General features: G+C 70.4%; 27 protein-coding genes. 15 read left to right on the top strand and 12 right to left on the bottom strand.

The window, feature by feature from the left end; genetic code table 11:
* Positions 1–50: 50 nt before the first annotated feature.
* From ACIPWY_RS01455 to ACIPWY_RS01465, 3 genes are all read right to left on the bottom strand, one after another.
* Positions 51–1,178, bottom strand: coding sequence for a metallophosphoesterase (locus ACIPWY_RS01455; RefSeq protein ID WP_401532160.1), 1,128 nt, complete (start codon positions 1,176–1,178; stop codon positions 51–53).
* 217 nt (positions 1,179–1,395) lie between these two features.
* Positions 1,396–2,790, bottom strand: a complete 1,395-nt coding sequence (locus ACIPWY_RS01460) for an MFS transporter (protein WP_401532022.1) — start codon at positions 2,788–2,790, stop codon at positions 1,396–1,398.
* 133 nt (positions 2,791–2,923) lie between these two features.
* Positions 2,924–3,763, bottom strand: coding sequence for an IclR family transcriptional regulator (locus ACIPWY_RS01465; protein WP_362898785.1), 840 nt, complete (start codon positions 3,761–3,763; stop codon positions 2,924–2,926).
* Positions 3,764–3,950: 187 nt separating this feature from the next.
* Here ACIPWY_RS01465 and ACIPWY_RS01470 point away from each other — a divergent pair, with 187 nt between their 5' ends.
* Entirely contained in the window at positions 3,951–5,063 is a 1,113-nt protein-coding gene (locus ACIPWY_RS01470; RefSeq protein WP_362898783.1) for a mandelate racemase/muconate lactonizing enzyme family protein, read from the top strand.
* Positions 5,064–5,141: 78 nt separating this feature from the next.
* On the opposite strand, the gene ACIPWY_RS01475 is transcribed toward ACIPWY_RS01470, so the two are convergent.
* From ACIPWY_RS01475 to ACIPWY_RS01490, 4 genes are all read right to left on the bottom strand, one after another.
* The gene (locus ACIPWY_RS01475; RefSeq protein WP_401532023.1) at positions 5,142–5,381 is read right to left on the bottom strand and encodes a hypothetical protein; all 240 of its coding nucleotides are present in this window, start codon (positions 5,379–5,381) and stop codon (positions 5,142–5,144) included.
* A 434-nt stretch (positions 5,382–5,815) separates the two neighbouring features.
* Positions 5,816–5,995: an MBL fold metallo-hydrolase gene (locus ACIPWY_RS01480; RefSeq protein WP_393699969.1), complete on the bottom strand. Its 180-nt coding sequence runs from the start codon at positions 5,993–5,995 to the stop codon at positions 5,816–5,818.
* Between the two features lie 64 nt (positions 5,996–6,059).
* A complete protein-coding gene (locus ACIPWY_RS01485) occupies positions 6,060–6,863 on the bottom strand; it encodes an alpha/beta fold hydrolase (RefSeq protein ID WP_401532024.1) in 804 nt (267 codons plus the stop codon).
* Between the two features lie 109 nt (positions 6,864–6,972).
* Positions 6,973–7,359: an ester cyclase gene (locus ACIPWY_RS01490; RefSeq protein ID WP_401532025.1), complete on the bottom strand. Its 387-nt coding sequence runs from the start codon at positions 7,357–7,359 to the stop codon at positions 6,973–6,975.
* A gap of 151 nt (positions 7,360–7,510) precedes the next feature.
* Here ACIPWY_RS01490 and ACIPWY_RS01495 point away from each other — a divergent pair, with 151 nt between their 5' ends.
* Entirely contained in the window at positions 7,511–8,119 is a 609-nt protein-coding gene (locus ACIPWY_RS01495; protein ID WP_401532026.1) for a helix-turn-helix domain-containing protein, read from the top strand.
* Between the two features lie 2 nt (positions 8,120–8,121).
* Here ACIPWY_RS01495 and ACIPWY_RS01500 read toward each other — a convergent pair whose 3' ends face one another.
* Positions 8,122–8,883: a helix-turn-helix domain-containing protein gene (locus ACIPWY_RS01500; RefSeq protein WP_401532027.1), complete on the bottom strand. Its 762-nt coding sequence runs from the start codon at positions 8,881–8,883 to the stop codon at positions 8,122–8,124.
* Between the two features lie 415 nt (positions 8,884–9,298).
* Here ACIPWY_RS01500 and ACIPWY_RS01505 point away from each other — a divergent pair, with 415 nt between their 5' ends.
* The 3 genes from ACIPWY_RS01505 to ACIPWY_RS01515 all read left to right on the top strand — a co-directional run bounded on the left by ACIPWY_RS01505 (position 9,299) and on the right by ACIPWY_RS01515 (position 12,455).
* Entirely contained in the window at positions 9,299–9,955 is a 657-nt protein-coding gene (locus ACIPWY_RS01505) for a hypothetical protein (RefSeq protein ID WP_362898776.1), read from the top strand.
* Positions 9,956–10,428: 473 nt separating this feature from the next.
* Entirely contained in the window at positions 10,429–11,721 is a 1,293-nt protein-coding gene (gene pcaC, locus ACIPWY_RS01510; protein ID WP_393699960.1) for a 4-carboxymuconolactone decarboxylase, read from the top strand.
* A 98-nt stretch (positions 11,722–11,819) separates the two neighbouring features.
* Entirely contained in the window at positions 11,820–12,455 is a 636-nt protein-coding gene (locus tag ACIPWY_RS01515; RefSeq protein ID WP_362898479.1) for an MBL fold metallo-hydrolase, read from the top strand.
* Between the two features lie 52 nt (positions 12,456–12,507).
* On the opposite strand, the gene ACIPWY_RS01520 is transcribed toward ACIPWY_RS01515, so the two are convergent.
* Positions 12,508–13,080, bottom strand: coding sequence for an isochorismatase family protein (locus ACIPWY_RS01520; protein ID WP_393699958.1), 573 nt, complete (start codon positions 13,078–13,080; stop codon positions 12,508–12,510).
* 131 nt (positions 13,081–13,211) lie between these two features.
* Here ACIPWY_RS01520 and ACIPWY_RS01525 point away from each other — a divergent pair, with 131 nt between their 5' ends.
* Positions 13,212–13,991: an exodeoxyribonuclease III gene (locus ACIPWY_RS01525; protein WP_362898475.1), complete on the top strand. Its 780-nt coding sequence runs from the start codon at positions 13,212–13,214 to the stop codon at positions 13,989–13,991.
* Between the two features lie 36 nt (positions 13,992–14,027).
* Here the strand turns inward: ACIPWY_RS01525 and ACIPWY_RS01530 are convergent, their stop codons facing one another.
* Positions 14,028–15,800: an SGNH/GDSL hydrolase family protein gene (locus ACIPWY_RS01530; protein ID WP_393699955.1), complete on the bottom strand. Its 1,773-nt coding sequence runs from the start codon at positions 15,798–15,800 to the stop codon at positions 14,028–14,030.
* A 167-nt stretch (positions 15,801–15,967) separates the two neighbouring features.
* On the opposite strand from ACIPWY_RS01530, the gene ACIPWY_RS01535 reads away from it, so the two are divergent.
* From ACIPWY_RS01535 to ACIPWY_RS01555, 5 genes are all read left to right on the top strand, one after another.
* Positions 15,968–16,408 carry a DUF6278 family protein gene (locus ACIPWY_RS01535; protein WP_362898471.1) on the top strand — a complete coding sequence of 147 codons (441 nt, stop codon included), beginning with the start codon at positions 15,968–15,970 and terminating at the stop codon, positions 16,406–16,408.
* Positions 16,409–16,515: 107 nt separating this feature from the next.
* Positions 16,516–17,259 carry an amino acid ABC transporter ATP-binding protein gene (locus ACIPWY_RS01540; RefSeq protein ID WP_362898469.1) on the top strand — a complete coding sequence of 248 codons (744 nt, stop codon included), beginning with the start codon at positions 16,516–16,518 and terminating at the stop codon, positions 17,257–17,259.
* Positions 17,260–17,274: 15 nt separating this feature from the next.
* The gene (locus ACIPWY_RS01545) at positions 17,275–18,192 is read left to right on the top strand and encodes a glutamate ABC transporter substrate-binding protein (RefSeq protein WP_362898468.1); all 918 of its coding nucleotides are present in this window, start codon (positions 17,275–17,277) and stop codon (positions 18,190–18,192) included.
* 9 nt (positions 18,193–18,201) lie between these two features.
* Positions 18,202–18,846: an amino acid ABC transporter permease gene (locus ACIPWY_RS01550; RefSeq protein ID WP_383892167.1), complete on the top strand. Its 645-nt coding sequence runs from the start codon at positions 18,202–18,204 to the stop codon at positions 18,844–18,846.
* Positions 18,843–19,712, top strand: coding sequence for an amino acid ABC transporter permease (locus ACIPWY_RS01555; RefSeq protein ID WP_362898464.1), 870 nt, complete (start codon positions 18,843–18,845; stop codon positions 19,710–19,712). The genes ACIPWY_RS01550 and ACIPWY_RS01555 overlap by 4 nt, the downstream gene beginning before the upstream one ends.
* Positions 19,713–19,767: 55 nt before the next feature.
* Here ACIPWY_RS01555 and ACIPWY_RS01560 read toward each other — a convergent pair whose 3' ends face one another.
* Both ACIPWY_RS01560 and ACIPWY_RS01565 read right to left on the bottom strand, forming a co-directional pair.
* A complete protein-coding gene (locus ACIPWY_RS01560; protein ID WP_393699951.1) occupies positions 19,768–21,342 on the bottom strand; it encodes an alpha/beta fold hydrolase in 1,575 nt (524 codons plus the stop codon).
* Between the two features lie 143 nt (positions 21,343–21,485).
* Positions 21,486–22,244, bottom strand: coding sequence for a hypothetical protein (locus tag ACIPWY_RS01565; protein WP_362898461.1), 759 nt, complete (start codon positions 22,242–22,244; stop codon positions 21,486–21,488).
* Positions 22,245–22,347: 103 nt separating this feature from the next.
* Here ACIPWY_RS01565 and ggt point away from each other — a divergent pair, with 103 nt between their 5' ends.
* The 4 genes from ggt (at position 22,348) to ACIPWY_RS01585 (ending at position 26,191) form a co-directional block, all read left to right on the top strand.
* The gene (gene ggt / locus ACIPWY_RS01570) at positions 22,348–24,180 is read left to right on the top strand and encodes a gamma-glutamyltransferase (protein ID WP_393699948.1); all 1,833 of its coding nucleotides are present in this window, start codon (positions 22,348–22,350) and stop codon (positions 24,178–24,180) included.
* Between the two features lie 169 nt (positions 24,181–24,349).
* A complete protein-coding gene (locus tag ACIPWY_RS01575; protein ID WP_383892153.1) occupies positions 24,350–25,048 on the top strand; it encodes a glycoside hydrolase family 75 protein in 699 nt (232 codons plus the stop codon).
* Between the two features lie 376 nt (positions 25,049–25,424).
* Positions 25,425–25,997 carry a DUF5994 family protein gene (locus ACIPWY_RS01580; protein WP_393699946.1) on the top strand — a complete coding sequence of 191 codons (573 nt, stop codon included), beginning with the start codon at positions 25,425–25,427 and terminating at the stop codon, positions 25,995–25,997.
* Positions 25,998–26,002: 5 nt separating this feature from the next.
* Complete coding sequence (locus tag ACIPWY_RS01585) at positions 26,003–26,191, top strand: hypothetical protein (protein ID WP_362898454.1); 189 nt, start codon at positions 26,003–26,005, stop codon at positions 26,189–26,191.
* Positions 26,192–26,234: the final 43 nt, after the last annotated feature.

Below are 26,234 nucleotides of genomic sequence, written 5' to 3' on the forward strand. Positions count from 1 at the left end.
CGGTCCCTCGAGGCCGACCTCAACACGGCCGCTACGAGGAGCGACGGCCGCTACGAGGAGCGCAGGACGAGCAGGGTGATCTCGCTGGGGGCGAAGACGCGGAACGGCGGGCCCCAGAAACCGGTGCCACGGCTGGTGTAGAGGAGGGTGCGGGTGCCGTGCCGGCTGAGGCCGGCGAGGGCGGGCTGGTCGATCCGGACGAGGTGGTGGAAGGGCCAGATCTGGCCGCCGTGGGTGTGGCCGGAGAGCTGGAGGTCGACGCCGCCCGCTGCGGCCCGGTCGACGAACTTCGGCTGGTGGGCCAGGAGCAGGACGGGCAGGTCGGGGTCGGCGCCGTCCAGGGCTCCGGCCAGGTGGGCGCGGTGGCCGGCCAGGCCGGAGGACTCGGCGGTGACGTCGTCCACGCCGGCGACCACCAGGGTGTCGCCGCCGCGTTCGAGCAGCAGATGACGGTTGCGCAGCGGCTCCCAGCCCAGCTCGCCCATCAGGTCGACCCAGCCCTGGGCCTCGCTGTAGTACTCGTGGTTCCCGGTGACGTAGACCCGGGCCCGGGTGGCTCGTACGGTGCCGAGCGGAGCGGCCTGGGCGCGGCGGCGTTCGGCCGTGCCGTCCGCGATGTCGCCGGTGTGGCAGACCAGGTCGGCGTCCAGGGTGTTGACCGTCTCGCAGACCCGCGCGGACCAGCGGGCCCGGTCGAGCGGGCCGTAGTGGGTGTCGGTGATGAGGACGACGCGGGTGCCGTCCAATCCGGCTCCCAGGCGCGGGAGTTGTACGTCGACCTGGCGCACCCGTGGCACCCGGCGGGCCTCGGCATACCCCCAGGCGAGCAGCACGGCGGCCACGCCGAGGACCGCCCAGCTGACGATCCGGGCCCGGCTCTGCCCGTCGCCCACGCCGGCCACGGTCAGGGCGAGGCGCAACAGGACGCCGAGCAGGACGGACCAGGTGAACAGCACCCAGCCGGCCCCGAGGAGGGTGTCCCCGACGATCGCCGCCCAGTCCTGCTGCCGCCGGCCGTGGCCGCGCGCCATCGCGAGCGGCATGGCGATCAGCCCGAGGACGAACAGGGCGGTGCCGCCCAGCGCCACGGGGAGCGGCCAGCGCTGGCCGGCGTGCAGCAGCACCCAGCAGGGCACGGCCCACAGCAGGACGGGGGCGATCAGAGGGATGTAGCGCATCAGGCGGCGCAGCGGGTTCCGCTGGGTCGCATGCGCCGCACCGTCCGCGGATCGGGCCTCGTTGGTGGCGGTCACGCTTCCCCTCCTCAAGTAACCGGACTGCCGACGCGCGCACTGTATCCGGTCGTTCCAGGGGGACGTCCCGCCGGTCGCTGAGGCCCAACTCATCTTGCATCGGCACCATGCGGGACGGGGCGAGCGGTTCGAACCCGACCGATCAGAGGTCGGACGCAGAGGCGGGAGCCGTGGCTCCCCGGCCCGCTGTGCTGGCGCCGGCCAGCGACTTCCCCCGCGTCTCCGGGGCCATCACGTGCGAGACGACGGCGCCGAGCACCAGGATCGCCGCCGCCAGCACCATCGTCGCCGGGACGCCGATGCGGTCCATCGCCATCGGCAGCAGGAACGTGCCGGCCGCGGCCGCCGCCCGGCTGACCGCCGAGCCGATGCCGCTCGCGCTCGCCCTGACCTCGGCGGGGAACAGCTCCTTCGGGTAGACGCCGGGCAGGACGCCCTGCGCGGCGTTGAAGAAGGAGAAGACGAGGAAGCAGATCACGACGACGGCGAGCGGCGCGCCGCTCCACAGGCCGATCACGGCCAGCGCGGCACCGCTGACCCAGAACGTGAAGAGGACCAGAGGCCGGCGGCCCGTGCGGTCGACCAGCAGGACACCGACGGCGGAGCCGACGACTGCGAGGACACTGGTCGCCACCGACGCCGCGAGTCCGTTGCCGAGCCCCAGCGACGACAGCACGCGGGGAGCGAACGTACCGATCGCGAAGTACGGCAGGACACTGCACGCCCAGAAGACGCACACGAAGACAGTGCGCGAGCGGTACTCCCGGCCCAGGAGGAGCCTCCAGCCCGAGCGGCGCGGTGCGGCGGCGTCGGTCGGGGCGCTCTCGGGGGCGAAGGCCGCCAGGTCGTAGGCGGGGCCGATGCGGCGTGCGATCAGGTCCGCGGCCTCGGCCCTGCGCCCCTTGCCGGCGAGCCACGCCGGGGACTCGGGCAGGCGCAGCGCCAGGACCAGGCCGAGCGCGGCGAGCACCGCCGCCCCGGCGAAGGGCCACCGCCAGGCGCCCGGTGCGGCCTCGGCGACCAGGTAGCCGATGACGTACGCGACGATGAAGCCGACGTACCAGCCGAACTGCAGGGAAGCCAGCAGGGTGCCGCGCCGGGCGGCCGGGGCGAACTCGGCGACCATCGGCGATGTCACGACGTACTCGGCGCCGATGACCAGACCGATGAACAGGCGCACCGCGAGAAGCTGCCCGGGGCTGGTGACCCACAACTGGGCCAGGCAGCCGACGAGATAGGCGGCCATGGTGAACACCACCAGCGGCTTGCGGCCGTAGCGGTCGGTGAGCCAGCCGAACAGCGGGCTGCCGACGAAGCACCCGATCAGCGCGCCCGCGCCGACGAGGCCCTGCCACAGGGCCGTCATCTCCAACTGCCGTGTGGCCATGGCCAGTCCGGGCCCCACCGCCTGCACGTAGCCGTCGATGAGCTTGCCGCACATGGCGACGGTGAAGACGAGCAGGAACACACGGCGGTACTGGCGGCGGTGAGCCGCGGTCGGTGCTGATGGTGGTGCGGCGGAAACGGTGGTGGTCACGGGGGGCCTCGTCCTCACGTACGGAAACACGCTGGTCAGCGGGGACGTGGGCCCCGTCGCCGCTGGCGAGGACTGTAAGAACGCGATATGCGGGAGAACAAGGATTCCGCCGAATCCGAGACCCGGGTTGCTGTCAGAGCAACCGGTCGGGGCCGGACCGGGCCCGCGGTTCCCAGCCGAGCGTCGCGGACACCCGCCGGGCCGCCTGGACGGTCAGCCGGCCGGTCTCCTCCAGGCTCTGGCCGAGACGCTCCTCGGGCGCGCCGACGTTCAGGGCGGCGACCACGCGGCCGCGGAAGTCGCGCACGGGGGCCGACACCCCTACGAGGCCCGACTCGAACTCCTCGCGCACCAGGGCGTATCCGAGGGTGCGTGCCTCCTGGATGCGCTGCCACAGTTCCTGCACGGAGTGCACGAGGGAGCCGTCGAAGCCGTCCGACAGATCTCCCATGCCGAGGCGTACGTAGAGCTCGTCGGGGGCGGCGTCGAGCAGCAGGACGCGACCGGCCGAGGTGCGGGCGGCGGGGACGCCGCGGCCCTCCCAGCCGTGGGCGCGATAGGAGTGGGCGGAGACGGACAGCACGGTCAGCACCTCGCCGTCGCGCAGGACGCACAGGTGGCAGGTCTCCTCGACCTCGGCGGCAAGGCGCCGCATCACCGGCCGGGCGACGCGCACCAGACGGTTCTCCGCGGTACGTGCCACCAGGGAGAACAGGCGCCAGCCCAGCCGGTACTCCAGCGTGTCGGGGTCGCGCTCGACCACGCCCTCGTCGGCGAGGGCCTTGAGGGCGCGTGAGACCTGGCTCTTCTCGCGGCCGACGCGGTGGGCGAGTTCGACGACGCCCAGTCCCCGGCCGTGCTCGGCCTCGTGCAGGGCAAGGGTGTCGAGCAGGCGCAGATCGCGGTTGAGGCCCAGGCGGCCGGTGCCGCCGGGGCCCGCGGGTCCCGCGGTGCGGGACGGCCGTTCAGACATCTCGGGTGCTCACAGTTGCTCCAGATGCAACCGACATTGCGATCCTTCGGGTTTCGTTGCCGACCGGTCCGGCCGAATCTACGTTGGCCGACATACCCACGTTGGCCGAAAAGGGCCGCGGGATCCTGCCCGCCACCACCCTGACCAGCACATCTCACCTCTGCCGCCGCGCCGGGAGCGATTTCTCATGAAGATTACGGACATTACCCTCGACCGTCTGCGCCTGGAACTCGATCCTCCGTTCCATGCCGCCTGGGACCCGGTGCCCCGGCGGCACTTCGATGCCACGATCGTGCGCGTCCACACCGACGAGGGCATCACGGGGATCGGCTCGGGCGACACGATGGACGGCTTCGACGCCTTCCGTCACCTGTTCGTCGGCCAGGACCCGCTGGAGATCTCCCGGCACGTACGCGCCATCGAGACGGCGAACTTCCACGGCGGTCACTACTGGCCCCTGGAGGTCGCCCTGTGGGACATCATCGGCAAGGTGCACGGCCGGCCGGTCGCGGAACTGTTCGGCAACGCCACCAAGCGACTGCCCGCCTACGCCTCGTCGGGTGAGCTGAAGTCGCCGCGGGAGCGTGTCGCCACCGCCCACCTGGTCCGCGAGGCCGGGTTCCGCGCCATGAAGATCCGGATCGACCGCGACCGGGTACGCGAAGGCATCGAGGCGGTTCGCGCGGTGCGCACCGAGTTCGGTGACGACCTCGATGTGATGGTCGACCTCAACCAGTCGTGGCGGATGGCGGGCGACACCGCCGGCGCCACCGATCTGGCCCGCACCCGCGCGATCATCGCCGAACTCGCCGACCTCGGTGTCTTCTGGGTCGAGGAGCCGCTGCCCTACGCCGACCTCGACGGCTTCAAGCGGCTGCGCGCGGAGAACCCCGGTGTCCGGATCGCCGCGGGGGAGATGCAGCACTCCACCACGGAGCTGCTGCGCTACCTGGAAGAGGACGCGCTGGACGTCTACCAGATGGATGTCGTGCTGGCCGTCGGCATGCAGCGGGCGCGCACGCTCGCCGAGCTGGCCCAGCTCAAGCACCGCCACTTCACCCCGCACAGCTGGACCAACGGCATCGGAGTCCTCGCCAACGTGCACGTGGCGGCGGGTGTCGGCGGCGGCCCCTACTTCGAGTTCCCCTTCGACCCGCCGGGCTGGACGCCCGAGCGCCGCGACTTCATGCTCGCCGAGCCGGTGCGCGTCGACACCGACGGGTGCGTGGCGGTGCCGGACGCGCCCGGCCTGGGCGTGGAGCTCGACGAAGAGGCCGTCGAGCGGTGGCGGGTGGGCTGACCACCTGGTTCTCTCGCGCCCTGTCCGCACTCCTGTCCGCACTCGATCGCGTGGGCCCTTGCGCCCGCTCCACGTCGGTCAGGTGAGCTTGTCGTCGGTGTTGAGCGAGGCGACGATCGACCGCAGGTTCGCGATGAGCTCGGCGAGGGAGCCGGCGCGGGCGTCGGTGTGGTTCCGGGTGTGGTGCCCGATGCGGCTGATCGCGCAGATCCCGACGGTGTCGGAGGCAACGGAGATCGGACGGAACACCACTGAGGGCAGCGAGTTGGTGAGCGCGATCGGCCCGAGGTGGACGCCGACGTGTCCGCGCGTGGCCACGTGTACGGCGCCAGCTCGTCGTAGCGCCCCACCTCCTCGATGTGGGGCAAGGGGATGCCGGCCCGGAGGACGTCCGCCCGCAGCTGGCTTTCGAGGTAGCGGTTGTCGGCACTTGGGGTGATGAGGATCTGACGGGTGCGGAGGTCGCTGAGCGGCACCTCGCGGTGGCTCGCCAGCGGGTCCGACGCCCGCATCACGGCGGCCGGCGGGAACTCGCCGAGTACGGCGCTGGCGATCCCGAGGGTCGGGGACCGACCAGCACAGGCCCAGGTCCACTCCGCCGTCCGCCACTGCGGTGAGTTCTCGGGGGTGTGCATGGGCACCGGGCGCCACCGGCCCCCGCCCTCGTCGTCAGCCGCGGTGCCGGGCCATGCGTCAGGACTACGCCGACCGCAGTGGCGCGGTGCCGCTCACCGCGTCCGCGTCCTTGACCGTCAGCGCGGGCTGATCAGTACGCCGTCGAGCCTCGGGAGATCGGCGACGGCGAGGGCGATCGGCTCGCCCTGGTAGTAGCCGGGCCGGGTGCTGAACCAGGGGTCGGTCAGGAAGGTTCGGCCGCCGATCTCTGTCAGGTGGCAGCTGTGGGTGATGCGGGTGACCGCGGTTTTGGGCATGGTCGTGGACCTTCGACGGGCGGACGGGGCGGACGGGGGAGCGGGGGAGCGGGTGGGTGGTGTGCTAGCGGGAGAAGACGGAGAAGTCCGTGTCCGCGCTGTCCCAGATCGCGTGGATGACCAGGTCGGGGGTCTCCAGCTGGGGGGAGTGACCGGTCTCGGGGAGGAGTTGGAAGCGGGCCATGGGGATCGCGGCGGCGTAGGCGCGTCCGTAGTCGGCGTCGACGATCCCGTCGCTCTCGCCCCACAGCACGAGGGTGGGGATCTCGAGGGTCCCAAGTCGCCTGAGGAGGGTGGGATCGGTCATGGCGGAGCCCGCGTACGTGGCGATCGCGGCCCGGTTGCCCGCGGCGATCGCCTGGGCGGCCGGGGGCAGGTTCGCGGGGTCGATGCGGAACTTCTCGGGGTGGTGGAAGCTGCGCTGGAAGACCTCGTCCATGGTCAGGGAGAAGAAGTCGGCCACCGGGTGGCCGGGCACCTCGATGCCGACCGCGTCGATCAGGACGATGCCGCTCACCGGCGGGGACTTCAGCAGCGCGATCTCCGCGGTGATCCAGCCGCCGATCGAGTTCCCGATGACGGTGACGTCGGTCAGCCGCAGTTGGTCGAGCAGGCCCTGGTAGAGCTCGGCCAGGGCAGGGACCGTGTCGAGGGCTTCGGGGCGCGCCGTGCCACCGAAGCCGGGGTGGGTCGGGACGAGCACGCGTACCTGGTGCGCTGCCGCGAACTTCTCGGCGAAGCCGGTGACGGACTGCGGTCCGGCTCCGCCGTGGAGCAGCAGGAAGGGCTGTCCGGAACCGTAGTCGGCGAGGGATGTCTGGACCGGGCCGATCCCGGCCAACTCCACTGTGTGCGTAACGGCGTTCATGGTTCTCTCCTTGTGTGGTTGCCGAGCCTAGGAAGCCCGAGGTGGCAGACGCTTGGACCACGGCGCCAACCGGACAGAACATCGGCGCCACAGGACGTACGCCCACGAGTCAGTGCAGGGCGCCGGTCTGTCGCAGCAGACCGACGGCGTCGGCGACGGACCAGTGCTCGGCCCACTGCCCGTCCTGGTAGCGCACGACGTCCATCACCCTGAACTCGACCTCCCGGCCGGAGGCCGGGACACCGAACCACGGACCGGTGTGCCGGGCGCGGAACACCTTGTGCGTGGCCACCAGATCTCCGGCTCCTACGCAGTGGACGATCTCGACACGCAGTTCGGAGAACGCCTCGTGCAGAGCTGCCATGACCTCGCGCACCCCCTCCCGGTCCTGGCGCTGCCCCGGCTCGGCGGTCCGGTTGCGGAAGTCGGGACGTACGAGCTCGTCGATCAGCTCGAACCGCCCCTGTTCCTGCACCTGTTCGACGAAGAACCTCATCCGGTCCTCAGTGGATCGCTGCCCGGTCATCCCGCACCACCCGTCCCTCTTCTTCAAGCCGCTGGAGTCGATGAATCGCTGTTCGCCGCGATCGTCCGCCGAGCCGGCGAACCAGGTCCACGAACTTGCGGAAACTGCAAAACTGGCGGCCATGGAATCTGTTTCCGTGATCCCGCAACAGCACCAAATGGCGTTGGTGCTCGGCGAGTTGGGGCCCAGGCTGCGGACACTGCGTCGTGCGGCGAACCTGACACTTCAGCAGGTCACGCTGCTGACCGGCATCGGCATCTCCACGCTCTCAAGGCTGGAGGCCGGCAAACGCAGGCCCTCGCTCGACCTTCTCGTCCCGCTGGCAGCCGCCTTCGGGACCCCTCTGGAGGATCTGCTCGGGGTCGCCCGGCACGCCGGTGAACCGCCGGTCGTCCACTCACCGCAACGACGCAGCGGCATCGCCGCACAACGTCTGTCGCACCACGTCGGCGGGATCCAGGTCTACCGGCTCATCCTGCCCCCGCACCAGAGTCCCGCCCCGCGGCGGCACGACGGCTACGGATGGCTGTGCGTACTGGTCGGCGAGGTCGAACTGGTCCTGTCCGGACGTAACTTGGCTCTCGGTCCGGGCGACGCGGCCGAGTTCGACACCCACATGCCCCACTGGTTCGGCGCGGCAGGCGAGACACCGGCCGAGGTGCTCTTCCTCGCAGGCGGGCCCGGGGAGCGCGTGCGTCTGCGGGTACGTACGACGGGTGAGTCCGACTGACCTCAGTTCTCCGCCGGTAGGGCGGAGCGGGCGTACTCGGTGGGTGTGCGGCCGTAGTGCTTCTTGAAGGCGCGGATGAAGTGGCTGCTGTCTGCGAACTGCCAGTACGCGGCCAGTTCCGAGACGCTCGGCCGACCGGAGGGTGCGGTGAGGGCGAGCCGGGCTTCCTCCAGCCGACGCTGTCGGATGTATGTGGTCACCGACTCTCCCGCCGCGGCGAACGCGCGCTGCAAGTTCCTTACGGAGACGTTGAGTTCACGGGCGAGCATCGTCCCGGACAGCTCGGGGTCGGCGAGGTGGGTCTCCGCGAGGTCCTTCGCCGCTTGGGCGAGCGCGGAAGCCGGCTGGGGTTCCGCATCGTCCACCCCGCCCCTTGCCACTGCCTTGACCAGTTCGATGAGTGTGCTGTGGGCGGCCCGCACTCCGGCCGGTCCGAGGCCGGCGACCGTTTCGTAGATCATGTTCGAGTGGGCCACCAGCAGGCGCACCTCGGCGGAGTCCGCAGGACCGGCGACGCTCTGCCGCGCCCCGAGCAGTGGTTTGAGCATGGTGGAAGGCAGGACGAGGACCTTCGCCGTGGTGTCCGGCACCGTCTCGAAGTGCAGGGGCCGCCCTACGTGGCGGAGCAGGAACTGCCCGGCAGGGACGGTCTGTTCACCGCGGGCGAGCGGGGCGCCCAACGCCCAGGAGCCGCGCCGTCGGCCGGGCACGCGGCGCGGGCAGGCTGGATGCCGGTCGGCACCGACCGCCTCGCCCGCTGGCATGCCAGGGGTGGCCGCTGCACGATATCCCTGGCTCTCGCCCGTGCACCGCTGATCATCTGGGGCTACTCGCTGACCTCGCACACCGGCGGGCCGCCCAGGTGGCCTGGTACGCCCTCTTCGCGGGCGTCGCCGCGCTGCTCGCCCGGTACCGGTTCCTCCAGCAAAAGAAGCGGTTCTCGCGGGCAGTCAGCCCGATCTCGCAGGCGTTGAGGCGGCTTGGCGCACGAAAGAGCCTGGGCGAGGACGAGTGCGATGCCGTGGGACTGGACCGTCACCGAAACAACGAGGACTGGGTCTCGTCCAGCACCCCTGGTTGTAATGCCCTGAAGCGTTGTCCGTGATTGTCGGTCGCCCCCTCACGGACAGCGCACCAGCTGGAGGGGGTTGCCCTCTTCCCTCGGGATACGGTGCCGCCATGTCTCGATCAAGCGAAACCGGGTCAGTCTTGTCTCCCGTCACCGCGGACGACGTCGACCTTGCCGTGCGGCTCGCCGTGGACATCCTTCGCGACGCACCCGCGGAGGGGTGGGGCGGTAAGGCCGGTTCGGTGGAGTGGGACTGCTGGGAGACCGTCGAGCACATCGCCAACGACCTGCTCTACTACGCCGTGCAGCTGGGGCCGCAGAGCCCGCCGCTGGACACCCATGTGCCGTTCGCGTTGACCCAGAAGAGGCCGGACGGACCCGCGGTCTTCGTCTTCGCGGAGCGTGATGCGGGTCCGGCCGGACTGGTGCAGGTGCTGGAGGCGTGCGGCGCGCTGCTGGTCGCCATGGTGCGTACGACACCGTCCCGGGTCCGCGCGCACCACGCCGCCGGGGTGTCGGACCCCGAAGGGTTCGCGGCGCTGGCGTTGCAGGAGACGCTGGTACACATGCACGACGTGGCGGAAGGCTTCGGGCTTGCCTGGACCCCGCCCTCCGCTCTCTGCTCGCGGGTGCTCGCCCGTCTGTTTCCCGAGGCTCCGGGCGGCGCGGATCCCTGGCTCACCCTGCTGTGGGCCACCGGCCGCGCCGAACTGCCGGGGCACCCTCGTCTCACCACGTGGCGCTCGGACAGCACACCGCGGTCATAGGAGCGGATCGGCCTCAGCCGCGGCCAGGCTGATGATCGTGCCCCTACCGCCGACGACGTAGACGTCGCGCTCGAGTGTCGGGGTGTCAGGGCCGAGCCAGGCCAGGCCTGCGGGCCGGGGACGGGGCGTTGTCGGTGCCGGGCCGACGGGGCGTGTCCCGATAGGGGCCTGCCGTTGTGGCGTCCTCACGATTCTGACCGCCTGACGCGGCCCGGTACCGGCAACGCCACACGTCAACGGACCGGAAGGGGAACGGGCATGTCCAGTTCGGACACGTCGAGTACGTCGTCTGCTCCGCCGAGGATCGACCCGCAGGGACTGCTCCAAGCACCGGATCGAGGAGGGCAAGCTCCTGTATGAACTCGTCTGATGCCTCAAAGGCTCCGCGCCCGTGAGGTCTCCTACCTGGCCGTACAGCTACAGCCAGTACCCCGCTCATAGGGGCTGTCATGACAGATGAGAGGGTCAGGCAAGTGAGTGAGACACCGATGAACACCCTGCAGTACCGCTTTGACGGGCCAGAAGACGCTCCTGTCCTGATCCTGGGTCCCTCACTGGGTACGACCTGGCACATGTGGGACCGGCAGGTTCCCGAGCTCGCACGGCAGTGGCGGGTGTTCCGTTTCGACCTGCCCGGGCACGGCGGCGCCCCCGCCCACCCGTCCGGTTCCGTCGCCGACCTCGCCACGCGGCTCCTGGCCACGCTCGACGAGCTCGGCGTGCAGCGCTTCGGTTACGCGGGCTGCTCCCTGGGCGGCGCCATCGGCGCGGAGCTGGCGCTGCGCCACCCCCAGCGCGTGGCCTCCCTCGCCCTGATCGCGGCCTCGCCCCGGTTCGGCACGGCCGACGAGTTCCGTCAGCGCGGCGTGATCGTCCGCAGCAACGGCCTCGACCCCATCGCCCGCACCTCCCCGGAGCACTGGTTCACCAGTGGCTTCGCGGCCGCGCAGCCCGCCATCACCGACTGGGCCGTGCAGATGGTGCGCACCACCGACCCCGGCTGCTACATCGCGGCCTGCGAGGCGCTCGCCGCCTTCGACGTGCGCGCCGAGCTCGGCTCCATCGGGGCTCCCACGCTCGTCCTCGTCGGCTCCGACGACCAGGTGACGGGCCCCGCCCAGGCACGCACGCTCGTCGCCGGCATACCGGACGCCCGCCTCGCCGTCGTGCCCGCGGCCTCGCACCTCGCCCCGGTCGAGCAGCCGGCCGCGGTCACCGACCTCCTCGTACGGCACTTCTCCAGTGCCTGGCAGCCCGCGTACGAGACCGGGCAGCACGCGATCCCCGCCGCGCCGGTCAAGCCCGTCCTCGCGCCGCCGCCCCCGCCGGTCGCCCCCGTGGCGGAGATCGGCCCCACCGAAGCCCAGCCCGAGGCGGAGGTCCGGCCCGACCGGCACGACGTGGGTCTCAAGGTGCGCCGCGAGGTGCTCGGCGACGCGCACGTGGACCGGGCCCTGGCCTCCGCGGACGCCTTCTCCGGCGACTTCCAGGAGTTCCTCACCCGCTACGCGTGGGGCGAGATCTGGAGCAGGCCGGGGCTCGACCGCCGCATGCGCAGCTGCGTGACGCTCACCGCGCTCGTGGCCGGCGGGCACCTCGACGAGCTGGCCTTCCACACCCGGGCCGCCCTGCGCAACGGCCTCACCGCCGACGAGATCAAGGAAGTGCTGCTCCAGGCCGCCGTGTACTGCGGTGTGCCCGCGGCGAACTCGGCGTTCAGGGTGGCTCAGGCCGTGATCCGCGAGGAGACCACGCCTCAGGAGTAGATCCGCGAGGAGACCACGCCGCGGGAGTAGGCGCCGCCGGAGTGGAAGACGGGCGCCGGGACGGGCCGGACGCGGGCCGGGAGCGCAGGATGGATCGTATGAAGCTCACGAAGAAGATCCATGCCTGCGTCCGCCTGGAGAAGGACGGGCGGACGCTCGTCATCGACCCGGGCGGCTTCTGCGAGGAGGACGCGGCCGTCGGCGCCGAGGCGATCCTCGTCACGCACGAGCACCCCGACCACTTCAACGAGGCGCGGCTGCGGGTGGCCCTCGAAGCCGACCCCGCCACCGAGATCTGGACCCTGAAATCCGTGGCCGACAAGATCTCGACGGCGTTCCCGGGCCGGGTGCACACGGTCGGGCACGGCGACACGTTCGAGGCGGCCGGTTTCGACATCCAGGTCCACGGCGAACTGCACGCCGTCATCCACCCGGACATCCCGCGCATCACGAACGTCGGCTATCTGATCGACCACGGCCGCGTCTTCCACCCCGGCGACGCGTTCACGGTCCCCGACCAGCCCGTCGAGACGCTGCTGGTGCCCGTGATGGCCCCCTGGAACAAGATCGCCGAGGTCATCGACTACCTCCGCGAGGTCGGTCCGCAGCGCGCGTACGACATCCATGACGCGCTGCTGACCGACCTGGCGTGGCCCATCTACGACGGGCAGATCGGGGCGCTCGGCCGGACGGAGAACCTGCGGCTGACGCCGGAGGAGTACGCGACGCTCTGAGCGGCCCCCCTGGGTCTGCGAACCAGGCTGCGAGCTCGGCTGTGAACTCCCGCTACTTACCGAGGAGTTCGACGATCCCGTCGGTCGTGGCGAGCTCCGCGATCCGCGGGAAGATCTTGCCGAAGCTGTGCTCGTGGGACGCGGCGTCCGTGTCGGTCGTCGCGTCCTCGACCACCGTCAGGTGGTAGCTCAGCTCGAACGCGGACCGGGCGGTGGACTCGACGCCGATCGAGGACGAGATCCCCGCGAGCACGATCTGCGTCACTCCGCGGCGGCGCAGCTGGAGGTCCAGCTCCGTCCCGGTGAACGCGCCCCAGTGCCGCTTGGTGATCACGATGTCGTCGCCGAGCGGGCCGAGCTCGTCCGGGAACTCGGAGAACGCGGCGGGCGGCGCCTGGGTGAGCCCCGGGGTGGCCGCACGGCTCACCGGCAGGTCGCCGCCGTCGGGGGACCAGGCGACGCGGACCCGCACGACGGGCAGGCCCTTGGCGCGGAAGGCGTCCGCGAGCGTGGCCCCGTTCTTCAGGACGGCGTCGGCGGGGTGGACGGTGGGCAGGCCGAGGATGCCGTTCTGGAGGTCGATGAGGACGAGGGCGGTGCGCTCGTCGAGGGTGGTGGCGGGCATGGGGGTGCTCCTAGCGGATCCGAGGGAGGTGCTTCGACAGGCTAACTTTCAAACAGGGAAACTTGCAAGGTAGCCTGCCTATGTCTGGCGGACCGGCGGGCGTTGTCGTACCCGCCCGGTAGGTTGTGGGCATGCGGATTGCTACCTGGAATGTGAACTCGATCACCGCCCGGCTGCCCAGGCTCCTCGCCTGGCTGGAGAGCACCGGGACGGACGTGCTGTGCGTCCAGGAGACCAAGTGCACGGCCGAGCAGTTCCCCGCGGACGAGCTGCGCGAGCTGGGCTACGAGTCCGCGGTGAACGCGACCGGGCGGTGGAACGGCGTGGCGCTGATCTCCCGCGTCGGCCTGGAGGACGTCGTGACCGGCCTGCCCGGCGACCCCGGTTACGAAGGCGTCCACGAGCCCCGCGCGATCTCCGCGACGTGCGGCCCCGCGCGCGTGTGGTCGGTGTACGTGCCGAACGGCCGCGAGGTGGACCACCCGCACTACGCGTACAAGCTCCAGTGGTTCGAGGCGCTCAAGGCGGCCGTCGCGGGCGACGCGCAGGGCTCCCGCCCGTTCGCCGTGATGGGCGACTACAACGTCGCACCGACGGACGACGACGTCTGGGACATCTCCCTGTTCGACGGTGCCACGCACGTCACGCCCGCGGAGCGCGACGCGCTCGCCGCGCTCCGCGGGACGGGCCTGTCCGATGTGGTCCCGCGCCCCCTGAAGTACGACCACCCCTTCACGTACTGGGACTACCGCCAGCTCGGATTCCCCAAGAACCGCGGCATGCGCATCGACCTGGTCTACGGGAACGCGGCGTTCGCGGGCGCCGTGAAGGACTCGTACGTGGACCGCGAGGAGCGCAAGGGCAAGGGCGCCTCGGACCATGCGCCGGTGGTCGTGGACCTGGACGTGTAGCGGCACGTCCCGCCCCCGGTCACCGGGGGCGGAGCCCTATCGCTCCAGCACCCCCAGGTCCACCGCCCGGGCCATCGCGTCGAGCCCCGCGTCCCCGGGGTGCAGATGGTCCCCGCTGTCGAACTCGGGCCGCATCCGTGCGGGATGCGCCGGATCACGCACCACGGCATCGAAGTCGACCACCGCGTCGAAGTCGCCCCCGCTGTCCCGTACATACGCGTTGACCACTTCGCGCTCCCGGTCGGCCGTCGCCGTGCACAGGATCTCGCCCTCGCACGGAGTGACCGTCGCCCCGACCACGCGAAGCCCCCGCGCGTGGGCGCGCGCGGCGATCTCCCGCAGCCCGGCGACGACTTGGGCCCCGCTGAAGCCGGCCCGTACGTCGTTGACGCCCTGGAAGACGACGACCGTGCGGGCCGACGTCTGGGACAGCACGTCACGGTCGAGACGGTGCAGCGCGCTCACGCCGCCCGTGTCCGTGGAGACGCCGTCCCCCGGATAGCGGTCGCCCGTCACTCGGTTCGCCGAGATCCCCTGGTTCAGGACCCCGTAGTGCGGGACCGTGTCCTGTTCGCGCAGCCGCGTGGCGAGCACATCGGGCCAGCGGTGGTTCGCGTCCGGGGTCGACTTCACGCCGTCCGTGATGGAGTCGCCGAGCAGGACGACCGACCCGGGCCCGCCGCTCACGTCGACACCGGTGAGCAGCGGCCAGTACGTGATCGTCGACGTGTACGCGGCCGGTGAGGCCTCCGCCGCGTGATCGCCCGGCACGCTCACGTACGAGCGCTGGATCGCCTGGCTGTGCACAGGCGCGGTGGCGACCGCCTCCGGGAGGTGGAAGCTGACCAGCAGGTTCGCGCCGGCCGGTACGTCGAAGCCCACCGGGTCGCTGAACGCCTGCGCCCCCGCGGGGATCCCTGTGCCCGCCGCGCCCCGGAACGTCAGCGGTACCGGCTCGCCCTTGGCCCCGGCACCCGCGTCCTGCACGGCGACCGTCGCGCTCCCGACCCGCACCGGCGCCGACGCGAACGTGTTGTCGAGCCTGATCCGCACGCGGGGCCCGCCCACGCTGGTGTGCACGACGAGCCGCACCGTGCGGTCCGCCCAGGGCCCGACGGCCGCGTATCCGGCGGTGGACGCCGACCATGTGCCGGTCCACCCTGGCGCGGGCGAGCGCACCGACAGGGCGAAGACGTGCAGATCGGGGGCGCCGGGGTCGCGGGGCAGGTCCACGGAGGTGATCTCGCGGCCCTTGGCGACCGGCACCGTGACGACGTACAGCCGTGTCCGCTCGGCGAGTTGACCGTCGGGTGTGTTGCGGTGGGGGAGCGCCACGGACTTGGTGGCGAGCGGGCCCGTGCGCCAGTCGGGCGCGGTGAGGCGGTACGTGGAGCGTGAGCCGTCCCGGTAGCGCACCGTGCCCGAACCGGCCGCGTCGCCGCCCGTTCCGGCCACCAGGAAGGCGAGCGCGTCGCCCCGGCCGTGCACGCGGACGCGCTGCCCGTCGGCGCGCACGTTGTCGGGCCCGGTCGCCGCCGTGCGCGGCCAGGTGAGGCGGGCGCCCTCAACACCCAAGGCGCGCCCGGGAGTCCAGCCGGCCGCCGTCAGGTCACCCGCGGACAGGGAACTGCCCGAGCCGTCGAAGTCGGCGTCCCCGGCCCGGTCGTCGGCGCTGACCGCCCTGTTGTCGAAGAGCCGCTCCAAGGGGAGCGGCTCGGGTCTGTGCGGGGCCGCCTGCGCGAAGGCGGTCGGGGCGAAGCCCGTAATGAGCGCCAGTACAGCTGCCGTTCCCCAGACGCGTCGGCGCACGACCGACTCCCTCCGCTTGTGGGTGAGAAGTGACAGGTGCGCCATGAAGCTAAAGAGGAGACAGGTTCGCGTCAATGAGCCGCGTGCGAACGTGGCCCGAACTCTCTGTAACGGGGCTCCGCGCGCCCTGTGGTGCGACAGCCTGCGGGGATGTCAGGGTGAGTGGTATGAACATCCCTTTCTTGGACAACTGGCGCAAGAAGCACGGTTCCGCCTTCGGCGTCGCCGTCTTCACCGAGGGTGACGGCGGCGCCGAGGGGATCGCCGAACTGCTCTCCGAGTGCGAGCTGCTGCGCTCGCAGGCGTACGAGGCCGGGGTCGAACTGGACGACTCCGTCGGGTCGTTGGAGGCGCTCGACCAACTGGTGCCGCGCTGGCGCGAGGACGAGGAAGCGCTGCCGTGGCTCGGCAACGACGCCGGCCTGTACCTGGGTACGGTCCTCGTCCGCCAGGTGCCGGGCGCGGCCTGGGTGATCTGGCCCAACGGGCAGCCGGTGGTGCGGCTGCGCTCCGGCCGCGAGGTCGACGTCGTCGCCGCGGGACACGAATGGGCGACGAGCGGGGCGCCCGAGCTGTCGCAGTTCTACGCCGAGGCGTCGGAGGCGTAGACCCGCAAATACGGTTAATGGCCATACGTGCGTGTCGCCGGTTAAGTCCCAAATTGACGTGGGTAGTTTGCGCGGACCGACACAGCTGAGAGTGGGCAGGTCTTTCCATGGCCGTCGATCCGTTGATCGAGCTGCGTGACGTCAACAAGTACTACGGGGAGCTGCATGTCCTTCAGGACATCAACCTCACCGTCGGCAAGGGGGAGGTGGTGGTGGTCATCGGCCCCTCGGGGTCGGGGAAGTCGACTCTCTGCCGGACGATCAACAGGCTCGAGACGATCCAGTCGGGGAACATCAAACTCGACGGCCGGCCCCTCCCGGACGAGGGCAAGGCCCTCGCCCATCTGAGGGCCGAGGTGGGGATGGTCTTCCAGTCCTTCAACCTCTTCGCGCACAAGACGGTCCTGCAGAACGTCTCCCTCGCCCAGATGAAGGTCAGGGGCCGCAAGCGGGACGAGGCCGACAAGCGCTCCCGTGAACTCCTCGACAGGGTCGGGCTCGCCTCGCAGGCCGACAAGTACCCCGCCCAGCTCTCCGGCGGCCAGCAGCAGCGCGTGGCCATCGCCCGCGCCCTCGCCATGGACCCCAAGGCCCTCCTCTTCGACGAGCCGACCTCGGCCCTCGACCCGGAGATGATCAACGAGGTCCTCGAGGTGATGCAGCAACTCGCCCGCGACGGCATGACCATGGTCGTGGTCACCCACGAGATGGGCTTCGCCCGCTCCGCCGCCAACCGCGTCGTCTTCATGGCCGACGGCCGCGTCGTCGAGGACCGCACTCCCGAGGAGTTCTTCACCAACCCCCGCAGTGAACGGGCCAAGGACTTCCTCTCCAAGATCCTCAAGCACTGACGGGGGGACCGATCCATGCTGCGCAAGACACGTGTGTTCCGCGCCGTCGCCGCCCTCGCGCTCACCGCCCTGGCCGCCGCGGCCTGCGGCAAGGAGGGCAGCCCGCCGGCCAAGGGCCCGTCGGCCGCCCAGCTGCCCAAGTACCAGGTGGCGCAAGGGTTTGAACTCACCGACTCCAAGACCTGGCGGAAGGCGAAGAAGCGCGGGCACTTCGTCGTCGGGGCCAAGGAGGACCAGCCCTACCTCGGCGAGAAGGACCCGGCCACCGGCGTCTACTCCGGCTTCGACATCGAGATCGCCAAGATGATCTCCGCCTCCCTCGGCTTCGCCCCCTCGTCGATCTCCTTCAGGACGATCGCCTCGGCCAACCGCGAGACCGCCCTGCAGAACGGTCAGATCGACTACTACGTGGGCACCTACACCATCAACGACAACCGCAAGAAGCTCGTCGGTTTCGGCGGCCCCTACTACATGGCCGGCCAGTCGCTCCTCGTGCGCACCGACGAGCACGACATCAACGGCCCGCAGGACCTGGCCGGCAAACGCGTCTGCTCCGCGGCCGGCTCGACCCCCTACCAGCGCATCCAGAAGGACTACCCGAAGGCGGTGCTCGTCGCGTACGACACGTACTCGGTCTGCGTCGACAACCTGCTCACCTATCAGGTCGACGCCGTCACCACCGACGACGCGATCCTGCTCGGCTACGCGGCCAAGGTGCCCGACGAACTCAAGCTGGTCGGCAAGCCGTTCTCCAAGGAGCCCTACGGCATCGGCGTACCGAGGAGCGACAACGCGCTGCGGTTCGCGATCGACACCGCGCTCCAGGCCCGCGAGGACGACGGCGACTGGAAGAAGGCGTACAACGCGACGCTCGGCCTGTCCGGAGTGCCCGCGCCGAAGCCGCCCCCCATCGACCGCTACCCGGCGAGCTGAGGAGGCCTCGTGTCCGTACTGACCAGCAACTTCTCCACTTTCGCCAAGGGGTTCCTCGGGACGGTCGAACTCACCGTCTACGCCTCGGTCCTCGCGCTCGTCCTCGGCTTTCTGATGGCGTCGTTCCGGGTCGCGCCCGTCGGATCCTTCCGGGTCTTCGGCACGGTGTGGGTCAACATCCTGCGCAACACCCCGCTGACCCTGCTGTTCTTCGCGGTGCTGCTCGGCCTGCCGCGCTTCGGACTCGTCCTGCCCTTCAAGGTGTTCGCGGTCCTCGCCCTCGGCTGCTACACCTCGGCGTTCATCTGCGAGGCCCTGCGCTCCGGCATCAACACCGTTCCCAGGGGGCAGGGTGAGGCGGCCCGCAGCCTCGGCATGTCGTTCGGCCAGACGCTGTCGATGGTCATTCTCCCGCAGGCCTTCCGGTCGGTCATCCCGCCCGTCGGCTCGACCCTCATCGCCCTCGCCAAGAACTCGGCGATCGCCGGGGCCTTCAGCGTCACCGAGCTGCTCGGCACCTACAAGACCCTCAGCGAGCTGGGCTACAACATCATCTGGACGTTCTTCTGGATCGCGGTCGGATACCTGATCATCACCCTCACCATCAGCGCGATCTTCAACGTGCTCGAGAAGCGCTGGGGAGTTCCCCGTTGAAAGCTCTTGCCCACGACGCCACCGCCCTCTACGACGTACCGGGACCGAAGACCGAGCGCCGGCACCGGCTGTACGGCGTGCTCTCCACGGTGATCCTGCTCGGCCTGCTCGCCTGGATCTTCTATCTGCTGTTCGACACCGACCAGTTCACGTACACGAAGTGGATGCCCTTCGAGTACAAGGGCATCCAGGAGCTGCTCCTGCGCGGGCTCGGCAACACGCTGAAGGCGTTCGCCATGGCCGCCGTGCTCTCCCTCGTGCTCGGGACGATCCTCGCGGTGGGGCGTCTGTCCGACCACCGGCCGGTGCGCTGGCTCGCCACGCTCGTCGTGGAGTTCTTCCGCGCGATGCCCGTCCTGGTGATGATCTTCTTCATCTTCGTGGCGCTGAAGGTCCAGCCGCTGCCCGCCCTCGTCGCCGGGCTCACCCTCTACAACGGCTCGGTGCTCGCCGAGGTCTTCCGCTCCGGCTGCAACTCCGTCGAACGCGGGCAGGGTGAGGCCGCTTACGCCCTCGGGATGCGCAAGACCCAGGTCATGACACACGTCCTCGTGCCGCAGGCCGTACGCGCCATGCTGCCCGCCATCATCAGCCAGCTGGTGGTCGCCCTGAAGGACACCTCGCTCGGCTATCTCATCACCTATGAGGAGTTCCTCCACGCCGGGAAGTCCATCGCCTCGAACCTCGACTACGATTTGCCCTTCATCCCCGTGGTGATGGTGATCTCTCCGATCTACATCGGGATGTGCATGCTGCTTTCGTGGTTCGCCCAGTGGGTGTCCAAGCGCCAGCGGCGTAACCCCAAGGTCGAGGCGGCCGAAGTCGCCCCGGCCGAACCGGGGACGCTGCTGCCGGGGGTGCAGTAGCAGGGGACTCCTTGCAGAGACCACAGGGCCATGCCCGCCCGGCAGCAGCCGGAGATCACTGCTCGCGCAGGGGGATCGACACGTATGACGGGTCGTCCTTCGGCGAGGAGAAGGTCAGCTGTGCGCCGGTCGGGTTGTGCTCGATATAGAGCGGGTCGACCGTGTCGACGACCAGGGCGAGCCGGTGCCCTGCCGGGACGTCGTAGGCCGTGGAGAACAACTCCAGGTCCACGCCGAACGGAGCGCCGGGTGTCTTGCCGTGGAAGGTGTACGGCGCGTTGCTGACCAGCTTGCCGAGGCCGAGCGGGCCCACGTCGTAGAGGTACGCGACGAGGGTCCCGCTCTCCTCGGTCGGGGTGAGCGTGGTGTGCAGCTTCGCCGTCCCGCGTACGTGCTGCTGCGACGTGTACTTCTCCGACTGCCACACGCCCGCCCAGCGGCGCGGCAGCAGCGGCATCGAGGCGGTCGGGGGCAGCCGCAGGAACTGGTCGAGGATGTTCGAGAGTTCCAGGAGCCCGCCGTTGGCGCCCGAGTCGACGTTCGTGTGGATCGTGGTCGTGCCCGCGAGGGCGATCTTCTTCTTCGTCGCGCCGACCGACTTCCAGTCGGGGTAGCTCTCGTACGCGCCGGTGGAGCGGGACTTGATGCGGACGGGGAGCTCACGGTCGACGCCGTTGTCGTCGCCCTTGAGGTAGTGGTCGAACCAGCGGTGCGTGTCCTGCCACGTGTCGTTGGGCAGCCCGAGCAGTCCGGTCGCCTCGGCCGTGGCGTGGTCGCCGGGGCGGAACTCCAGGCGTTTGGGGGTGGTGAGCTTCTCGTAGAAGTCCGCGTACTGGTTGGGCGGGAAGATGGTGTCGCCCCAGGCGTTGCCGAGGAGGATGGCGGCGCCGTTCTTGTTGATGCTGTCGAGGTACGTCTCGGGGGAGCGTTTCCTGCCCCACGCGATCATGTCGTCCTCCTTGGCCAGGTTCGAGCCGAGGAAGTCCTTCATGACCTGCTGGAGTTCGGGGCTCGGGCGGCCCGTGAGGTAGCCGGCGCCGGAGAGCAGGGCGGCGGCCTGGAAGTGCTGGGTGCGGCCCGAGTAGATCGAGTCGATCAGGTCGCCCCAGCCGCTGAGCGCGGCCACAGCCTTGATGCGCTTGTCGTGCCCCGCGGCGAGCAGGCTGATGCCCGCACCGTAGGAGACGCCCGCCATGCCGACCTTGTCCGGGTCGGCCTGGGTGTTCGCGAGGGCCCAGTCGATGACCTTCGAGGCGTCCTCGACGTCCTCGGGGCCGCCGACCTCGATCTCGCCGCCCGACTGCCAGAAGCCGCGCGAGTTGTAACTCACCACGACATAGCCGGAGTCGGCGAGCTGCTTGGCCTGGGCGAGGTACTCGATCTGCGGTACGGCCCAGCTCGTGGGGAGCACGACGACCGGATATCTGCGCGTGGTGTCGGAGGGGGCCACGACATTGGCCTTGAGGACCGTGCCGCCGGCGCCGCTGATGTCGACGAAGCGCACGCCAGGCCCCGGCGCCGCCTGCGCGGCGGGGGCCAGGCCCAGCGTCGCCCCGGCGATCAGGGTCGCGGACACGGCACCAACAGTGGTCGTACGCAGCGCTCTGCGCGGGTGTCGCGGGTGTCCCACGGGTCACTCCTCACTCGTGTCAGTGCAAAGTGACCCGACGGTAACCGTGGCGTCTTACCGTAGGTAACCCGTCGGTAAGTTACGTACGGGTAACGATGTTTTGTTGTTCAACCGCACCCGCACGTCCCCAGGTCGGAGGCGGGTCACTTCGCCCGGTGCGAGGAGGCGCGGGGCGTCGCCGCGGGGGCCGGAGCCTGGGCGGCGCGGGTGACGTCGCCGACCAGCTCGACCACATCGGGGCCGTACGCCTGGGAGTTGACGACCTTCAGGAGGAGCACGAACGCGCTCGAGCCGTGCTTGCGGGCCAGGCGCTCGTGGTGGCGGGCGAGATAGCGGGTGGCAGCCTGGTTGGTGACCGGCAGCTGGCCGCAGAAGAGGAAGACCGGGCGCGCGCCCTGCCCCTGGCCCGCCGTCAGCCGGGCGAGCAGCACGTACTCCGTGATCCCCGGCTCCAGGCGGTAGCGCTCACTGCCTATCTGGAACGCGCCGCGATCGGGGCCCGGCTCCGGGTCCGTGTTGACGCGGATGCCCGGAAGCAGGCTGTGCATATGGGCGGCCATCCGGCGGTTCGACGCCGGTCCGCCCACGCAGAACTCCGTGCGCTCCCCGAAGCCCTGCTGGGCCGTGTCGTGCGCGATGACCTGCGCGTGGGCCCCGCAGTCCTTGATGATCGCCGAGAGTTCGAGCAGGGCGAACACGTCGTGGCGCTTCACCGTCAGCTCGGGGCCGCCCGCGTCGCGGTTGACCACGAGAAGCGACTCGGAGTTGTCGGGCAGCCCGAAGAAGGCCTGCCTGCGCCGGAGTTTGCGCTTCCACGAGTAGGTTCGGGCGAGCCAGCCAAGGGCGGCGCAGATCCCGGCTGCGATCACGCCGAGGACGATGTTGCGCACGTCTTCCGTCATGGGGGCGCATGCTAGCGGGCGGACGGATCCTTGTTCGAGGGGGTCATGACGGTTCGCGGAACTGAAGTTACGCTGCGCGGACGGCTGTTGACTGGAGGTACGGATGAGACGTCCTGTTGCGCGGAATCTTTCGGGTTTGGCCGTTGCCGCGGTGATGGTGACGGTGGGTGCGGCCGCGCCCCCTATGTCTTCGTCGGGGGCCGCCGGCGCCACCGGCACCGCGTCCGCGCCCAAGGTGCCGCTGGCCGTCGGCTACGGCGGCGCGGTCTCCAGCGTCGACGCGGACGCGTCCGCCGCCGGGATCGAGGTTCTCCGCAAGGGCGGCAACGCGGTGGACGGGGCTGTCGCGACGGCCGCGGCGCTCGGTGTCACCGAGCCGTACTCCGCGGGCGTCGGCGGGGGCGGCTACTTCGTCTACTACGACGCGAAGACCCGCAAGGTGCACACGATCGACGGCCGCGAGACGGCCCCCCTCACCGCGGACTCCGGGCTCTTCCTGGAGAACGGCAAGCCGCTCGACTTCAACGACGCGGTGACGAGCGGCCTGAGCGTCGGCACGCCGGGCACGCCCGCCACCTGGCAGACCGCGCTCGACACCTGGGGCAGCGAGCGGCTCGGCTCGGTGCTGCGGCCCGCGCAGAAGCTGGCGCGGGACGGGTTCAAGGTCGACGACACGTTCCGCTCGCAGACCGAGGCGAACCAGGCGCGGTTCAAGGACTTCCCCGCCACGGCGAAGCTGTTCCTGCCGGGCGGCGCGCTCCCCGTCGTCGGCTCCACGTTCAAGAACCCCGATCTCGCCCGCACCTACGAGGAGTTGGCGCACGACGGAGTCGGCGCCATCTACCACGGTGACATCGGCAAGGACGTCATACGCACCGTGAACAAGCCGCCCGTGGACCCGGCCTCGGGCCGGGTCGCGCGGCCCGGCGAGCTGTCCGTCAAGGATCTGAAGGCGTACGGGGCGAAGCTGCAGGCCCCGACGAGGACGTCGTACCGCGGGCTCGGCGTCTACTCGATGGCGCCGTCGTCCTCGGGCGGTACGACGGTGGGCGAGGCGCTCAACATCCTTGAGCGGAGCGACCTTTCGAAGGCCACGCAGGAGCAGTATCTGCACCGCTACATCGAGGCGAGCCGGATCGCGTTCGCGGACCGCGGGCGCTGGGTCGGCGACCCCGGGTTCGAGGACGTACCGGCGAAGGAGCTGCTCTCGCAGCGGTTCGCCGACTCGCGGGAGTGCCTCATCAAGGACGACGCGGTCCTGACGAGCCCGCTGGCGCCGGGCGATCCGCGCCACCCCGGCAAGTGCGGTGAGGCGGGCGACAAGGCGGCCCCGACGACCTTCGAGGGCGAGAACACGACCCATCTGACGGTCGCCGACAAATGGGGCAACGTCGTCGCGTACACGCTGACGATCGAGTCGACGGGCGGCAGTGGCATCACGGTCCCGGGCCGAGGCTTCCTGCTCAACAACGAGCTCACCGACTTCTCGTTCGCACCGGCCAACCCGGCGGTCCACGACCCGAACCTGCCGGGGCCCGGCAAGCGTCCGCGTTCGTCGATCTCCCCGACGATCGTGCTCGACCGGCACAACCAGCCTGTGGTGGCGCTCGGTTCGCCCGGCGGCGCGACGATCATCACGACCGTCCTGCAGACGCTGACCGGCTTTGTCGACCGTGGTCTGCCCCTGGTCGACGCGATCGCGGCGCCGCGCGCCAGCCAGCGCAACGCGGCGGCCACCGAGCTCGAACCGGGCCTGTGGGACTCGCCGGCGAGAGCGCGCCTGGAGGCGCTCGGCCACGTCTTCAAGCAGAACCCGGAGATCGGCGCGGCGACGGGCGTGCAGCGCCTGCAGAACGGCAAGTGGCTCGCCGCGGCCGAAAAGGTGCGGCGGGGCGGCGGCTCGGCGATGGTGGTGAGGCCCGCCTCCGGCGGCTGACGAGACGTGCGGTGAGGGGCCCGTGGGTCCCGTCGGCTGGCGTGCGATCGACGTCAACTGGCGGTATCCGCGGGCCTCTTGGCGTATTCGAGGGGTTGACAGGTCCCTGTGGCGACGCCAGATTTGAGGCCCGAAGGTAAGGAAACTTTCCTAACAGAAGGGCCCCCACGTGCGTACCCGAACGCTCGCCCTCACCGCCTCCGCCGGAGCCGCGCTGCTCGCCACGGCTCTGCTCCCCACGAACGCCACCGCCCGCGAGAGCGGCCCCCAGCGCGCCCAGGAAGGCACCGTCAGCGCGGCCGACCTCCTCGCCAAGGTCACGTCCTGCTCGCAGATATCGAACGGCAAGTACCGCACCGACGAGGAGACCTCGGCGACCGTGCCGGTCTGCGGCAAGAACGGCGCGGTGTTCTGGAAGGCCGACATGGACATCGACTGTGACGGCCAGATCACCACGCAGTGCAACGCCGACACCGACCCCTGGTTCCAGGACGACACGGCATTCCACCAGTCCGACGGCCGGCCGCTGAGCGCCGAGAAGCTCCCGTACGTCGTCGTGCCCAGCTCCAGCAGCATCTGGAACTACGCCGGTGCCGGCATCAAGGGTGGCGGCGTCGTGGCCGTCATCTACAACAACCAGGTCGAATACGCGGTCGTCGGCGACACCGGGCCGAACCAGATCATCGGCGAGGCGTCCTACGCCACCGCGAACGCCCTCGGCATCGACCCCGACCCGGAGACCGGCGGCACGGACTCCGGCGTCACGTACATCGTGTTCAAGAACAACCAGACGTCCCCGATCGAGAGCCACAGCGCGGCGGTGACCCTCGGCGACTCCCTGGCGAAGAAGTTCCTTCAGGACAACTGAAGGCGCTCCTTCAGGAAAGCTGAGGGAGAAGACGACGCCCTGCCGAAGGGTGCCTCCCCCCGGGTTCGCGCTGCGCTCTCGCGTGCTCGTTTCCGAATGCGCCGACGGGACGGCGCGGCCCGGGGGAGGGCCGCCGGACGACGGCGGTGAAGGTCGGTGCGGTGACGCGCGGGTGAGGCGGGTCGATGCGTGGCCCGCCGCCCGCGCCACCGCACGTGCGACGGAAAATACCTGGTCAGGACGGTCAAAGTCAGCCCAACGGATGTAGGGTGAAAACACCGGGAGTACTTCGCGCACCGGTTTCCACGCGGGTGTCGTTTCCGGGGATCACGAAAAACCGGGCTGCCGACGGGTAGCCCGGGGGCAGGTCCTCAACATGACCACCACCCTCGATCGGACCACGCCGCGCGACCTCGACACAGAGCTCCCGGCACGCTTGTCCCTCACGCCGAAGAGCTCCCTCGCCGGCCAGCTCGACGGGGCCTGGTGGCCCTGTTCGCGCGACCTCAAGGCGGAGCTTCCACCGCTCGCGGCCGCACTCGACACAGCCTGGGGACGCATCACAAGCGTCACCGTGAATCCCACTCGCTGGCCCGTCATCCCGCGAAAGGTGCCTGTGGCGGGGCACACCATGCATGTGGGCTGGTTCACCGAACAGCACCCCGACAAGCTGATTCTGCTCTCGTACGGTCTCGGGCGCTGGGACCTTCTGGTGATCCCGCCCGAGACCGAGCCCGCTGCCGCGGCCCGCCTGATGGCCGCGGCAGCGATCCCCGGGAGCGTCCTCACCGCCGGCGTCCTGATGGCCGATGAAGTGGTCATCGAGCGCGGCATTCGCGACGCCTTGCGCGAGGAGGCCGGCTGGGAGAGCGAAGGCGGGGCCTGCATGTCCCCCTTCGGGAACTCGATGGGCCAAGGCGCCGTCCCGCTGCCCGGCACCACGAGGTGAGTTCCATGGCGACCCTCGTCCTCATCGCGGCGATCATCCTCGCGACCGTCATCGGGATGCGCTTGATCCACTTGCTCAACGCACAGCACGATGCCCGGATCGCGGCCCACCACTACAGCGACCCCCTGCCGAGACCTCCCGGCCGGCCGGACGACACCGGCCGTCGAGCCCGCCGTACGCAGGCCGACCGGTGAAGAAGCACTTTCCCTCTGACCGGGGGCAGTGAGTGGGGCGCCC

This window comes from Streptomyces sp. NPDC090032 (genome assembly GCF_044748025.1).
In the GTDB taxonomy this organism is placed as follows: Bacteria; Actinomycetota; Actinomycetes; order Streptomycetales; family Streptomycetaceae; genus Streptomyces.